This is a genomic window from Pseudomonas sp. GW821-FHT07E12 (genome assembly GCF_058986605.1).
The window spans coordinates 81,283-93,300 of record NZ_JBYSVX010000016.1 but is presented as its reverse complement, the minus strand read 5'-3'; the positions used below and the strand labels follow the sequence as shown (position 1 = coordinate 93,300).

At 65.1% G+C, this 12,018-nt stretch carries 15 protein-coding genes; 10 read left to right on the top strand and 5 right to left on the bottom strand.

The genetic code is table 11. From position 1 onward, the window contains the following. Positions 1 to 131: 131 nt before the first annotated feature. Positions 132 to 503: a MerC domain-containing protein gene (locus AC3WJE_RS11230; protein WP_493730877.1), complete on the bottom strand. Its 372-nt coding sequence runs from the start codon at positions 501 to 503 to the stop codon at positions 132 to 134. A gap of 63 nt (positions 504 to 566) precedes the next feature. Between AC3WJE_RS11230 and AC3WJE_RS11225 the strand changes: the two genes are divergently transcribed. After that, positions 567 to 1,895, top strand: coding sequence for a GTP-binding protein (locus AC3WJE_RS11225; protein ID WP_493730876.1), 1,329 nt, complete (start codon positions 567 to 569; stop codon positions 1,893 to 1,895). A gap of 211 nt (positions 1,896 to 2,106) precedes the next feature. Here AC3WJE_RS11225 and AC3WJE_RS11220 read toward each other — a convergent pair whose 3' ends face one another. Both AC3WJE_RS11220 and AC3WJE_RS11215 read right to left on the bottom strand, forming a co-directional pair. Then, positions 2,107 to 2,379 (bottom strand): hypothetical protein, encoded by a 273-nt coding sequence (locus AC3WJE_RS11220; RefSeq protein WP_493730875.1) that lies wholly within the window; start codon positions 2,377 to 2,379, stop codon positions 2,107 to 2,109. A 46-nt stretch (positions 2,380 to 2,425) separates the two neighbouring features. After that, positions 2,426 to 3,298, bottom strand: a complete 873-nt coding sequence (locus AC3WJE_RS11215) for an EamA family transporter (RefSeq protein ID WP_493730874.1) — start codon at positions 3,296 to 3,298, stop codon at positions 2,426 to 2,428. Between the two features lie 211 nt (positions 3,299 to 3,509). Here AC3WJE_RS11215 and AC3WJE_RS11210 point away from each other — a divergent pair, with 211 nt between their 5' ends. From AC3WJE_RS11210 to AC3WJE_RS11175, 8 genes are all read left to right on the top strand, one after another. Continuing rightward, complete coding sequence (locus AC3WJE_RS11210; protein ID WP_493730873.1) at positions 3,510 to 4,172, top strand: alpha/beta hydrolase; 663 nt, start codon at positions 3,510 to 3,512, stop codon at positions 4,170 to 4,172. Positions 4,173 to 4,229: 57 nt separating this feature from the next. Next, positions 4,230 to 5,324, top strand: a complete 1,095-nt coding sequence (gene zapE, locus AC3WJE_RS11205; protein WP_493730872.1) for a cell division protein ZapE — start codon at positions 4,230 to 4,232, stop codon at positions 5,322 to 5,324. Positions 5,325 to 5,532: 208 nt separating this feature from the next. Further along, positions 5,533 to 5,955: a MarR family winged helix-turn-helix transcriptional regulator gene (locus AC3WJE_RS11200; RefSeq protein ID WP_493730871.1), complete on the top strand. Its 423-nt coding sequence runs from the start codon at positions 5,533 to 5,535 to the stop codon at positions 5,953 to 5,955. Positions 5,956 to 6,046: 91 nt separating this feature from the next. Beyond that, on the top strand, positions 6,047 to 6,478 hold the full coding sequence (locus tag AC3WJE_RS11195) for an organic hydroperoxide resistance protein (protein ID WP_493730870.1): 432 nt from the start codon (positions 6,047 to 6,049) through the stop codon (positions 6,476 to 6,478). Between the two features lie 628 nt (positions 6,479 to 7,106). Then, entirely contained in the window at positions 7,107 to 8,114 is a 1,008-nt protein-coding gene (locus AC3WJE_RS11190) for a tetratricopeptide repeat protein (RefSeq protein WP_493730869.1), read from the top strand. Positions 8,115 to 8,231: 117 nt separating this feature from the next. Beyond that, complete coding sequence (locus AC3WJE_RS11185) at positions 8,232 to 8,459, top strand: MerR family transcriptional regulator (protein ID WP_493730868.1); 228 nt, start codon at positions 8,232 to 8,234, stop codon at positions 8,457 to 8,459. Positions 8,460 to 9,027: 568 nt separating this feature from the next. After that, complete coding sequence (locus tag AC3WJE_RS11180) at positions 9,028 to 9,237, top strand: hypothetical protein (protein WP_493730867.1); 210 nt, start codon at positions 9,028 to 9,030, stop codon at positions 9,235 to 9,237. A gap of 127 nt (positions 9,238 to 9,364) precedes the next feature. After that, positions 9,365 to 10,075, top strand: coding sequence for an alpha/beta fold hydrolase (locus AC3WJE_RS11175; RefSeq protein WP_493730866.1), 711 nt, complete (start codon positions 9,365 to 9,367; stop codon positions 10,073 to 10,075). Positions 10,076 to 10,081: 6 nt separating this feature from the next. Here the strand turns inward: AC3WJE_RS11175 and AC3WJE_RS11170 are convergent, their stop codons facing one another. Further along, on the bottom strand, positions 10,082 to 10,876 hold the full coding sequence (locus AC3WJE_RS11170; protein ID WP_493730865.1) for a DUF2884 family protein: 795 nt from the start codon (positions 10,874 to 10,876) through the stop codon (positions 10,082 to 10,084). A gap of 190 nt (positions 10,877 to 11,066) precedes the next feature. Here AC3WJE_RS11170 and AC3WJE_RS11165 point away from each other — a divergent pair, with 190 nt between their 5' ends. Further along, positions 11,067 to 11,483, top strand: a complete 417-nt coding sequence (locus AC3WJE_RS11165; RefSeq protein ID WP_493730864.1) for a hypothetical protein — start codon at positions 11,067 to 11,069, stop codon at positions 11,481 to 11,483. A gap of 58 nt (positions 11,484 to 11,541) precedes the next feature. On the opposite strand, the gene AC3WJE_RS11160 is transcribed toward AC3WJE_RS11165, so the two are convergent. Continuing rightward, the gene (locus AC3WJE_RS11160) at positions 11,542 to 11,844 is read right to left on the bottom strand and encodes a hypothetical protein (protein WP_493730863.1); all 303 of its coding nucleotides are present in this window, start codon (positions 11,842 to 11,844) and stop codon (positions 11,542 to 11,544) included. Positions 11,845 to 12,018: the final 174 nt, after the last annotated feature.

Sequence of the window (12,018 nt, the reverse complement as noted above, 5' to 3'; positions counted from 1 at the left end):
GGCCATCAGTCCCGACGAGCTACCGATAAAGCGTCGGGACTGATGGCCCGAGGCCACCCGGAGTCCCTCCCACAAGAGCGCTGTTCGAGGGCGGCGAATCGCCCGGAAGCGCTTTTACGATTCAGCGCGGCTCATCCCGCATGCCGCCGCCAGTTCCATACATGCGCGCTGGCGATCAGCAGACTGCCGGTTACGGTGATCGGTGTTTCCAGCGCATGCGTCGGCCAACCCAGCGCACCGAACAGCAACCCGCTCAACCCGGCGATCGCCATCGCCCATAACCCGACGGGCAGCGGGCGGTGCCGGTGCGCACGCCACAGCGTGTAGCTCGACAACGGCAACGCCGCTCCGGCGAAGGCCAGATGCGTCCACACTTCCTCGTTCCACGCGCCGAACAACGGCAATAGCGAGGCCAGCAGCGGCAGTACCAGGCAATGCGCCAGGCACAGGCCCGACAGCGCCATCGCGGAGGCATCGAACAAGGCGGGGGAGGTTTTCTTCATGGGCTTGCTCCGGGCTTTATTTGTTATAAAGTAACATTTCAGTCCAGCCAATTCCTTCACGCCATGTCCCTGCCCGACTTCAGCTCCGATCCGCGTCTGCCCGTCACCGTCCTGTCCGGCTTCCTTGGTGCCGGCAAGACCACCTTGCTCAACCGCCTGCTGCAGAACCGCCAAGGCCTGCGCGTGGCGGTGATCGTCAATGACATGAGCGAGGTCAACATCGATGCGCAACTGGTGCGTGACGGCGGCGCGGCACTCAGCCGTACCGAGGAGACGCTGGTCGAGTTCAGCAACGGCTGCATCTGCTGCACGCTGCGCGACGACCTGCTGCAGGAAGTGAAGCGACTGGCGCTGGAGCGCCGCTATGACTATCTGTTGATCGAGTCGACCGGCATCGCCGAGCCGATGCCGGTGGCGGCGACCTTCGCGGTGCGCGATGCCGAGGGTTTCAGCCTGTCCGATGTGGCACGCCTGGACACGATGGCGACCGTGGTCGATGCCAGTCAGTTCCTGGAGCTGTTCGACTCGTCGGTGTCGCTGGAGGCGCTGGGCCAGCAGGCCGGCGCGGACGATGGCCGTCGATTGGTGGATCTGCTCGGCGAGCAGGTCGAGTTCGCCGACGTGATCGTGATCAGCAAGTGCGACCTGATCGACGGCGAACGGCTGCGGCGCGTGCGTGCGGTGCTGCGCGCGCTCAATCGCGATGCGCGCATCGTCGCATCACGTCATGGCGACGTGCCGCCACGACAGTTGCTCGGCACCGGATTGTTCGACTTTGCGCGTGCGCAGTTGGCGCCAGGCTGGATGAAGGAGCTGCGCGGTGAGCACATGCCGGAAACCGAGGAATACGGCATCACCAGTTTCGTCTATCGTGCACGCCGGCCGTTTCATCCGGTGCGTTTCAACCGCTTGCTCGAGCAGGGGTTGCCGCAGGTGATCCGCAGCAAGGGCTTTTTCTGGTTGGCGAGCCGGATGGATTGGGTGGGCGAGCTGTCGAGCGTTGGTCGTGCGACTTACACGCAGGCGGCGGGGTTCTGGCACGCGGCGCGGCATCGGGTCGATGCGCGCGTGGAAGGCACGTTGCCGCAGTTAGGTCTGGCGCCGCTGCCGTATACCGAGGCGGGCTGGCAGCGCCAGCAGGTCGAGTGCTGGAGTGCGCCGTTGCCGGCGCCGCAGGAGGTGGACGATCCGCGCGAGTACGCGGCGATCCAGCGGTTGTGGCATCCGTTGTGGGGGGATCGGCGGCAGGAGTTGGCGGTGATCGGGGTGGATCTGGATGAGGATGTTGCGCGTTCGGAGCTTGATGCTTGTTTGCTTGATGATGCGGAGTTCAGGTTGGGGCCGATGGGGTGGCATGGGTTGGCGGATCCGTTTCCGCGGTGGTCGCGTTGAGGTGTGGGTGATGGGAGTTGTGCCGGCTGATCGTTGCGTGGGCTTTGCCAGTAATCCTTCGACCGTCATCCCCGCGTAGGCGGGGACCCAGCGTCTTCCGCGCAATCTCTCTACCGTCATCCCCGCGAAAGCGGGGATCCAGGGACGTTGCTTCTTAGCTTTGAAGTAACCGCAACAGCAAAAGCAAAAGCTTTCGCTCCTTCGGAGCGAGTTACCTTTCTTTGCTCGTGCAAAGAAACGTAACCCAAAGAAAGCACGCCCCAGTCCTCGCGCCCTTCGCTGCGCTACGGGTCCACTCCGCCAACGGGATTTTCTGACGCGGCATCCATGCCGCGGCAGAAAACGACGTGCATCCATGCACGTCGCCCTTCGGGTTTTTCCCGCTGGCTCCGTCGCTGCGGATGGGGGCCCCGGAAAAGCGGCAAAGCAAAATCACGAACAACTGCAACTGCAACTGCAACTGCAACTGCAAGGTCAACAGCATCGCCGGTGCTCCGGCTATGAAGGCTGCTGCGCTTCTCTGCGCGCCTTTACGTCGCAAACGTACCTTTGCCGATCAGCGCAATCGCCACGATCGCCAACCCCAGTGCGATCCGGTTGAGCAGACTGGTGCGTTCGCGGAAGGCGAGGATGCCGACCAGTGCACCAAGAACGACTACGCCGATGTTCATCGTCGCGAACACCACCGCCGGGCTGTTCGGCAATGTCTGGTGCGCACGCACGTAGCACAGGATGTTGCCGAAGTTGAGGGCGCCCAGCAGCGCGCCAGCACCTAGGTTGCGCCAATCCAGGCGGATACGACCACGCAGGTGTTGCCAGGTCAGCCAGCTGGTCATCAGCATGAAGGCGATCGCGAAGCAGGCGGTGAGCGCGGACAGCGACGGTGCGCCCGATTGCGCGATGTACTTGAGCAGCACGTCGATCAGTGCGAAGCCGGCCCAGACACCCAGCAGCCAGGGCCAGCCCGCTGCTGGTGCACGCGCGATCGAGCTGCCGCGCGGTCGGCTGGCGATACCGGCCACTGCGACGATGCCTACTGCCAGGCCGGCCAGCTTCCAGCTGTTGGCCTGTTCCCCGAACAGCACGAACGCAGCCGCCAGCGACAGCAACAACGATAGCCGCTGGGCGACGTCGCTGCGCACGATGCCGGCGATGACGACCGAGCGGGCCAGCACCAGGAAGATCGACGGCAGTGCGACCGCCAGCGCAAGCAGTGCGAGCCACGGCGTCTGTGGCGTACGCAGCGCGTCCAGCGAGGGGCGCAGCACCAGTAGCGAGAGTGCGGTGGCGACTGCGTAATTGGTCGCCACCATCTGGGTGACGTCCAGACGATAGCGTGTGACCAGCTTGAGCAGCACCGAGACCAACACGCTGCAGATGACGGCAAGGAGCAGGAACGACATGGGAACCCGATACGGGGCCGGCGGCGATGAAGCCGCGGGGCGGGTGGCTATTATTGCGAGTCCTTCGCAGGAGCGCCGCGCATCCTTGTGCGGGGGATCGAAAAGGCGAGTCCCTCGCAGGAGCACCGCACATCCTTGTGCGGGGGATCGAAAAGGCGAGTCCTTCGCAGGAGCACCGCACATCCATGTGCGGGGGTCTTATCATGGTGGTATGTCCAATCCCCCTTTCCCCGCCGAGTCCGGCGCGCTGACGCTGGACGGACCGATCGGCCCGCTCGAGGTCGCCGTCGATCTGCCCGCGGCCGATGTGCCGCATCACCCGATCACCGCCATCGTCTGCCATCCGCTGTCCACCGAGGGCGGCACGATGCACAACAAGGTGGTGACCATGGTCGCGCGCGCGCTGCGCGAGCTGGGCATCACGGTGGTGCGCTTCAATTTCCGCAGTGTCGGTGCATCGGCTGGTGCCTTCGATCATGGCGATGGCGAGCAGGACGACCTGCGCGTGGTTGCCAGCTGGGTGCGTACGCAGCGGCCGGGCGATGTATTGTGGCTGGCCGGCTTCAGCTTCGGCGCCTATGTATCGCTGCGCATGGCCGGTGAACTGCAGCCGCAGGTGCTGATCTCGATCGCGCCGCCTGCCGGGCGCTGGAACTTCGATGGCGTGCAGCCACCGCCGCAGTGGCTGCTGGTGCAGGGCGACGCCGACGAGATCGTCGATCCGCAGGCGGTCTATGACTGGCTGGAGACGCTCCCCGCGCAGCCCGAGCTGGTGCGCATGCCCGACACCAGCCATTTCTTCCATCGCAAGCTGATCGACCTGCGCGGTGCGATCCAGCACGGCGTGCGCCGTTGGCTGCCCGAGCTCGGGTAGTGCGATGACATCCGTATTTCGCGGCGCCCCACGTGCCGCATCCGTTGGCGATACCCGATGCAAGACCTGACCCCCTCACAGCGCTACGCCGCCGGCGCGGCACGCGGCGACTGGCGCGAAGATCCCGCCCAGCTCGCTGCCCTGGCCGAACTGGACCGCATCCATCTGGCGATTGTCGACAGCGCGCAGGATGGCTGGCTGGATCGCCTCTCGGCGTTCTGGAAGAAACCCGAGCCGGTGCGCGGGCTGTATTTCTGGGGCGGCGTCGGCCGCGGCAAGACCTTCCTGGTTGACCTGTTCTACGACGGGCTGCCGATCAAGCAGAAGTACCGCACCCACTTCCATCGCTTCATGCGCGGCATCCATGAGCGGCTGCGCGAGCACCAGGGCCAGAGCGATCCGCTGGCGAAGATCGCGCAGGAATGGCGCGACAAGCTGCGTGTGCTGGTGCTGGACGAGTTCTTCGTTACCGACATCGGCGATGCAATGCTGCTCGCGCGCCTGCTCGACCGCTTGTTCGCCGAAGGCGTCACCCTGGTGACCACCTCCAATACCGCGCCGGAGAACCTGTACCTCAACGGCCTGCAGCGCGACAGCTTCCTGCCGGCGATCGCGCTGCTGCAGAAATACTGCGTGGAGCTGTACGCCGAGGGCACCGAGGACTACCGCATGCGTGCGCTGACGCGTTCGCCGGTGTATCGCGCGCCGCTGGAATCCGATTCCGACGCGTGGCTGGCGCAGCGCTGGGGTGAGCTGTCGCGCAATGCCGAAGCGCGCGCCGGCAACATCGAGATCGAGGGTCGCAAGATCCCGGTGCGCGGGCGTGGCAAGAGCATCGTCTGGTTCGATTTCAAGGCGCTGTGCGAGGGGCCGCGTGGGCCGAGCGACTACATCGAGATCGCGCGCGAGTTCACTACCGTGTTGTTGGGTGGCATCCCGCACTTCGATCGCATGAACGAGGATGCGGCGCGGCGCTTCGTCAACCTGATCGACGAGCTGTACGACCGCCAGGTCAATCTGGTGTGCACCGCGCAGGACGCGCCGCCGCTGCTGTACACCGGCGAGCGCCTGGCCGGCGCGTTCGAGCGCACCGCCTCGCGCCTGATCGAGATGCAGAGCAACGAGTACCTGTCTACGCCGCATCGGGCGTAGCGGGGCGAAGACTCTTTGTAGGAGCGGCGTCAGCCGCGATGAGGCTGTCCCGATTGAATCCCCTACGGGTTTTGCGGGGATCTGCATGAAAGCCCCATCGCGGCTGACGCCGCTCCTACACCAGCAATTAAATCGCTTGCTATTTAATTTTAGGCTATGTAAATTGCAGGCCATGGAACCGCGCGCGCCCCAACCGAAGCCCGAGGAGATGCTCAAGCTGGACAACCAGCTCTGCTTCGCCCTGTATTCGGCCAACCTGGCGATGAACAAGCTGTATCGCGGGTTGTTGAAGGGGCTGGAGCTGACCTATCCGCAGTACCTGGTGATGCTGGTGCTGTGGGAGCGCGACGGGTTGATGGTCTCGGAGATCGGCGAGCGGCTGTTTCTCGACTCGGCGACGCTGACGCCGCTGCTCAAGCGGCTGGAAGCCTCGGGATTGCTGAGCCGCGCACGTGCGGTCAGCGACGAACGCCAGGTCATCATCACGCTGACAGATGCCGGCCGGACACTGCGGGCCAAGGCCCAGGCGGTGCCGGAGCAGGTGATGTGCGCCACCGCCTGCGAGCTGGACGAACTGGTGCAACTGCGCGAGGAGCTGGCGCGGTTGCGCGGCAGCCTCGGCAAACGCTGATCCGGGCATTTTTCGAATCAAAAAATAGTGCGCTATCAAATAGCTCGATTGAACCCAAACAGGCGCAAGCCTTTCACCCAGGAGAACGACCATGGCATCACCGACCACCATCCTCTACACCGCCGTCGCCACCGCCACCGGTGGTCGTGAAGGCCGCGCCGAGTCTTCGGACAAGGTGCTGGACGTCAAGCTGACCACCCCGCGGGAGCTGGGCGGCGCCGGCGGCGAAGGTACCAATCCGGAGCAGCTGTTCGCGGCCGGCTACTCGGCCTGCTTCATCGGCGCGATGAAGTTCGTCGCCGGCCAGGAAAAGCTCAAGCTACCGGCCGAGCCGAGCATCGAAGGTCACGTCGGCATCGGCCAGATTCCGGGCGGCTTCGGCATCGCCGTGGAATTGCGCATCGCGGTGCCGGGCCTGGAGCGCGCCGCGCTGGAATCGCTGGTGGAAAAGGCGCACCAGGTGTGCCCGTACTCCAACGCCACCCGCGGCAACATCGACGTCACCCTGACCGTCGTGGCCTGATCGCGCACGGGGCGGCATCGCGCCGTCGCTGTTGCGAATGATGAATGCGTATGCGCCGTCGGCTGGTCCGGCGGCGTTTTCGTTTGCGTGTGGGTGCACGAACGAGTCCGAAGCGCTGGCCGATCATGATCGCGACGGAATCCAGTGCTCGTGCATGCCGAGTCGTCATTTTCACGGTGTCGGCCAGCGACTATTTGTGTCGATAAAAGACATGTTTATCGCAACGTGCAGTTAATCGCCGAAACCTGCACAAACGAGCGCCGGAATTGCTGAAAAGCGCTCGGAATCCTGTTGCCTGCCGCCTTCGCGTCGCCTGCCACGCCGTGGCATGACGCTTGCAAAAACCGAACTGCGTCAACGCGATGACGCGGCTCGGGCGATGCACCTCGTTGAAGGTCATGGCGCGCCGTGTCGCGTGTCGCACCCACGACCGAGGAGACCCAGGCCGTATCCATGCGCTGGCCGCGCAGGCGCGATCCCCGCGCCCCGATGACGTCCTTCCGGCATTGCGCGGCGGGACATTCGTTCACGGACGCCGTCCCGAACGGCAAGCCGAGTGCACGCGCGGTGGTGGAGAGACGACCGCCAGTCACTCATTCCCACGATGTATCCATCAGGAGTGATTGTCATGAATCTTCCAAGCAGGATCGTACGCACCGCGTTGGCGGTCGCGCTGCTGGGCGGTGCGCAACAGGCAGTGGCCGCCAAGCTGATGTCCAACTATGGCGAGCTGATCCAGCAGGCGATCCGCCAACAGCAGAAAGAAGCCGAGCCCCTGGCGCGCTATGGCGATGCCGCGGCCAAGGGCGACCCGATTGCCCAGACCGCGCTCGGCTGGGCCTATGCCAATGGCGTGGGTACTGCCCGCAACGCTGCGGAAGCCGCGCATTGGTACCAACTGGCCGCGGATCAGGATTTCGCCTGGGCCCAGTTGGGGCTCGGCCAGCTGTACGACGACGGGCTTGGCGTGCCCGCCGATCCGAAGAAGGCCGCGCGGTTCTACCGCAAGGCCGCCGAGCAGGGCAACGCGATCGCGCAGGTCAGCCTGGGCCAGATGTACGCCGACGGCCGCGGTGTGCCGCGCGATCTTGGTCACGCGCAAGCGCTGTACCGGCAGGCCGCGGAGCAGGGCGATGCATGCGCCCAGTTCAATCTCGGGATGGTCTACAGCAGTGGCGATGGCGTTCCCGTCGATGCCTACGCCGCCGCGCAATGGTTGTGGCGCGCGGCCAACCAGGATTACGCGATGGCCCAGGCTGCGCTGGGCGTGCTCTATCAGCGTGGCGAGGGCCTCGAACGCAATCCGGTCGAGGCCGCGCGCTGGCATCGACGTGCGGCCGAACAGGGCTTCGCACCGTCGCAGGTCGCGCTGGGCACGTTGTACCTGCAGGGCGAAGGCGTGCCTCGCGACGAGGCACAGGCGCTCGCCTGGTACCGCAAGGCGGCGCAGCAGGGCGACAGCGACGCGGCGGCGATGCTGGCGCAGTTGGAGGCTCCGGCCTCGGTTGCCACCGGGAACGTCATGGTTGCGTTGCCGGCCGCGCAGAACGGGGCCGCTCCGTTGTCGCTGGAGACACAGGGACATGTGTCCAGCGTGGTGGCGCGCGGTACACGGGTGGCGGGGGTTCCCGATTGAGTCGTGCATGCAGGGGCGTCGTCGGGGACCGGCGTCGCCTTCGCTTCCGGCAGGGGTTTAGGGAGGATTGCGATCTCTGCCGGCATTCATTTCCATCATGAAAGGCGCGTGTAGACCATGAAGATCGGTGAATTGTCCAAGGCCAGCGGATGCCATGCCCAGAGCATCCGTCATTACGAGCAGCTCGGTTTGTTGCCGCCATCGCGGCGCACGCCTACGGGGCATCGTCGCTACTGCAGTGATGATGTGAAGCGGTTGAAATTTGTGCGGAGTGCGCGTGATGAGGGGTTGTCGCTGGCGGCTATCCGGGATTTGTTGGGTAGGTTGGGGGCGTCTGTTTCGTAGGGGAGTTTGTGCTTGGGGCGCGCTCTGGGGTTTTGCTGCTTTTGGGGATGTGTCTGTCGTGATCTTTGTGCTGGTGGGGGCGGTGTCTTCCATGCGATCTCTCCACCGCCGTCCCCGTGCAGGCGGGACCCAGTGACTTCTACGCCATCTCACTACTGTCGTCCTCGTTCAGGCGGGGACCCAGTGCCTTCCGCGCCATCTCTCTACCGTCATCCCCGCGCAGGCGGGGATCCAGTGACTTCCTAGCCATCTCTCTACCGTCATCCCCGCGGAAGCGGGGACCCAGCGACTTCCTAGCCATCTCTCTTACCGTCATCCCCGCGGAAGCGGGGATCCATGGACGTTGCTTGTTGGGTTTGACGTTGCGGTGACAGCAACGGCAACAGCAACGACAACAGCAAAGGCTTTCGCTCCTTCGGAGCGAGTTACCTTTCTTTGCTCGTGCAAAGAAACGTAACCCAAAGAAACACGCCCCAGTCCTCGCGCCCTCCGCTGCGCTACGGGTTCACTCCGCCAGCGGGATTTTCTGACGCGGCATCCATGCCGCGGCAGAAAACGACGTGCATCCATGCACGTCGCCCTTCGGGTTTTTCCCACTGGCTCCGTCGCTGCGGATGGGGGCCCCGGGAAGTCAAAGGCAAAGGGCAAAATCACGAGCAACAGCAACAGCAACAGCAACAGCAACAGCAACGACAACGACAACGACAACGACAAAATCAACAGCGTGGTCGTCGCATTGGGATTTTCCTCGGGAAAGCTTCGGTCCGGCCGCAAATGACGATGCGAGTCCCCGCGACTCCAATGGAACGGGTGGTTCTGCCCTTCTGCATGACGGTAGACCGGCGGTCGTCGCACAATGTTGCGATGACTACCTTCTCCCTGCCGGCCGTGGCCGGTTTCGCGTCGTGACCGGCGCGCGTATTCCACTGCTGTTGCTGCCCGGTCTGCTCAACGACGCCGAGCTCTGGCAGGCGCAGGTCGAAGCTCTGTCCGATATCGCCGACTGCGTGGTGGGTGACATCACCGGCAGCGATTCGTTGTGGGGACTGGCGGAGCAGGTATTGGCACGGATGCCTGCATCGGGTTCGTTCGCGCTGGCCGGGTTCTCGCTTGGTGGCTATGTCGCGCAGGAGGTTCTGCGCGTGGCGCCTGAACGGGTGAGTCGGCTCGCGCTGCTGGATACCTCGGCGCGTGCGGATTCGCCACAGCGGGCGGCGCAGCGGCGTGAGCAGGAGCGTGCTGTCGCCGCTGCACCCGGCACCTTCGTCGGTTTCGGGGAACGCTTGATGCGCAGCTATGTCGACGTCTCCCACCAGGACGACAGCGCGTTGTTGCAGCGGGTGCAGGCGATGACGCGTCGGCTCGGTGCGGAGGTGTTCCTGCGTCAGAACCGGCTGGTGCGCACGGATGCTCGCGAGACGCTGGCGGCGTTCCCGGGCCCGGCGCTGGTGCTGTGCGGCCGCAACGATGCGATCACGCCACCGCCACTGTCGCGCGAGATCGCCGCGCTGATGCCGGATGCGCGTCTGGTCGAGCTGCCCGATTGCGGTCATCTCGCGCCGCTGGAACAGCCACAGGCGGTCAGTGAGGCGATGCGCGAGTGGCTGCTGCGCTGAACGGGCTCAGTTGGCGCTGTTGAGGGCCACGCTGCGGGTGTCGGTTTCGTGCTTGCTGTCGAGTTCCAGCAACTGCAGCGGCTGGCCGTCGAGGCGGTACTCCAACGACTGCTGCAGGGCATGCAGTGAACGCACCTGGTCGCATAACGACTGTGCCTTGGCCTCGACCACGCGGCTGCGTGCCTCCATCCGTTGGTCGAGATCCTTTTCCATCGCATCGGCGCGTCGTTCCAGCCGCCCGGTGCCGCCGGTGAACACCGCGAACAGGGCGCTGCGGGTGACGGTGCCGGCCATGGTCTCGGCGGCCTGCTCGATGTTGGCCTCGAAGCGCTCATCGAACAGCTCCTGGTCCCAGCGACCCTTGCCGAGCGAAGCGTCCACCTGCGCCAGTGCCGTATCGCGATAGCCATCCAGCGCACGCGCCTTGCGCTTGCTGCCGGTCATGCCCTCGATCACGCCGGTGAAGGCGTCGAACACGATGCTGACGGTCTCGCGTGCGATGTCGGTGACCGCGGGCATCAGCGTGCGCGTGTCAGCTTCCATCTGCCGCAGCCGTTGTGCGTCGGCGTCGCTGACCGGGCGCACCTGCTGGTCCACGCTCAGACGGCCATCGTGGAAGAACACTTCGCGCGGCTGGCCTTCCTTGCGATGCAGCCAGATTCCCCCGGTGTCGGCGAGCACGTCGTAGGAGGTGCTGAAGCCGCATTGCTGCGAGGACACCTTCGGGCGGCTTTCGCCTGCATGCGCGGCCAGCGGCGCGATCAGCAGCAGTGGCAGCAACAGGCGTGGGATGGGGGACATGACGATCCTTGTGGCGCGGCGTGGGTGCCAGCATGAGGCGGCGCCTGCGTGCGGGCATGTGTGGGAAGTCAGGATGCCGGCCGTCCGATCGGGTCAAACGCCGGAGGTGGGGCGGTGGGGCAGCGACATCACGCCGCGCTAACGGCGCATCGCGAGAATCATGCTGCATAGCAGCATTGGAGGCCCGGACATGCTCGACGCCCGCATCGAGAAGGTGGATCTCGCATTGAACGAGATCGCACCCGGCGAACTCGCCCGCAAGGTGGCGCTATGGCAATGGGCCTGTCGCGAGATGCTGCACGAGACGCTGATCGGCATGCACCAGCTCTCCTGCCTGACCGGGATCGCCGAGCGCGTCGCCGATGGGTGGCATGCGCCGGTGGATGTGTTCGAGCCCGAGCAGCCATACATGAAGCGCACCGCGCTGGCGGACCGACGCCTGCCGCAGGTGCTGGATGGCCTGGGCGAGGCCCGCGATGAGGAAGACCGCGTGCGGCTGTGGCGGATGCGCTATGCCAGCCTGATCAGCACGACCTTGCAGGGCATGCAGGCGCTTGCCGGCAAGCACTGCATCGAGCGCCAGGTCGCACTCGACGGCTGGCATTGAGCGCAGCCGGTTGCGGATTCTCAGTGCTTTGCCGCAGGCGGTTTCACCAGCGCCCGGCTTAGTGCGTGCGCACCGATTGCTCCATGTGGTGCCAGGCATGCCGTACCCGCCAGCGCGCCTCGTCCCACGGTACTGACAGCAACGGCCGTCGCCGGTTGTAGCTCTCGCGCAGCATGCGGTAGAGCTGCGCTTCGGTGGCGCGCGGGTAGGCCAGGTACACGTCGTAGCCCAGCTTGAGCAGCTTGGCGTAGTCGGCAAACTCGTACGGACCCAGATGCCCGTCGGCATGCATGCCCTGCCAGTAGGCAAGCTCGGCCTGCACATCGATGACGGGACATGAGAAAGCGGAAGCGGCCTGCATGGCTGGACTCCTGTTACGGCGTCTAGCCCCTGTCCGGAAACCCTAGCACTGCGAGCCGGCGGATTCCAAGTGGGGGCGAAGTGGGGCCTGCCTGAATGCGCGATTCGCGGCGTGCCCCGGGTCCATACAAACCATAAAAAAAGCCGCCCGAAGGCGGCTCCCCGGCCGTGGCCG

What these genes read in the sequence shown, in the direction of transcription:
- AC3WJE_RS11225 (WP_493730876.1), top strand. Translation starts at nt 567, where the DNA reads ATGTCCCTGCCCGACTTCAGCTCCGATCCGCGTCTGCCCGTCACCGTC.
- AC3WJE_RS11215 (WP_493730874.1), bottom strand. Translation starts at nt 3,298, where the DNA reads ATGTCGTTCCTGCTCCTTGCCGTCATCTGCAGCGTGTTGGTCTCGGTG.
- AC3WJE_RS11200 (WP_493730871.1), top strand. Translation starts at nt 5,533, where the DNA reads ATGCTCAAGCTGGACAACCAGCTCTGCTTCGCCCTGTATTCGGCCAAC.
- AC3WJE_RS11180 (WP_493730867.1), top strand. Translation starts at nt 9,028, where the DNA reads ATGCACGTCGCCCTTCGGGTTTTTCCCACTGGCTCCGTCGCTGCGGAT.
- AC3WJE_RS11220 (WP_493730875.1), bottom strand. Translation starts at nt 2,379, where the DNA reads ATGCTGTTGACCTTGCAGTTGCAGTTGCAGTTGCAGTTGCAGTTGTTC.
- zapE (WP_493730872.1), top strand. Translation starts at nt 4,230, where the DNA reads ATGCAAGACCTGACCCCCTCACAGCGCTACGCCGCCGGCGCGGCACGC.
- AC3WJE_RS11185 (WP_493730868.1), top strand. Translation starts at nt 8,232, where the DNA reads ATGAAGATCGGTGAATTGTCCAAGGCCAGCGGATGCCATGCCCAGAGC.
- AC3WJE_RS11190 (WP_493730869.1), top strand. Translation starts at nt 7,107, where the DNA reads ATGAATCTTCCAAGCAGGATCGTACGCACCGCGTTGGCGGTCGCGCTG.
- AC3WJE_RS11210 (WP_493730873.1), top strand. Translation starts at nt 3,510, where the DNA reads ATGTCCAATCCCCCTTTCCCCGCCGAGTCCGGCGCGCTGACGCTGGAC.
- AC3WJE_RS11170 (WP_493730865.1), bottom strand. Translation starts at nt 10,876, where the DNA reads ATGTCCCCCATCCCACGCCTGTTGCTGCCACTGCTGCTGATCGCGCCG.
- AC3WJE_RS11230 (WP_493730877.1), bottom strand. Translation starts at nt 503, where the DNA reads ATGAAGAAAACCTCCCCCGCCTTGTTCGATGCCTCCGCGATGGCGCTG.
- AC3WJE_RS11165 (WP_493730864.1), top strand. Translation starts at nt 11,067, where the DNA reads ATGCTCGACGCCCGCATCGAGAAGGTGGATCTCGCATTGAACGAGATC.
- AC3WJE_RS11195 (WP_493730870.1), top strand. Translation starts at nt 6,047, where the DNA reads ATGGCATCACCGACCACCATCCTCTACACCGCCGTCGCCACCGCCACC.
- AC3WJE_RS11160 (WP_493730863.1), bottom strand. Translation starts at nt 11,844, where the DNA reads ATGCAGGCCGCTTCCGCTTTCTCATGTCCCGTCATCGATGTGCAGGCC.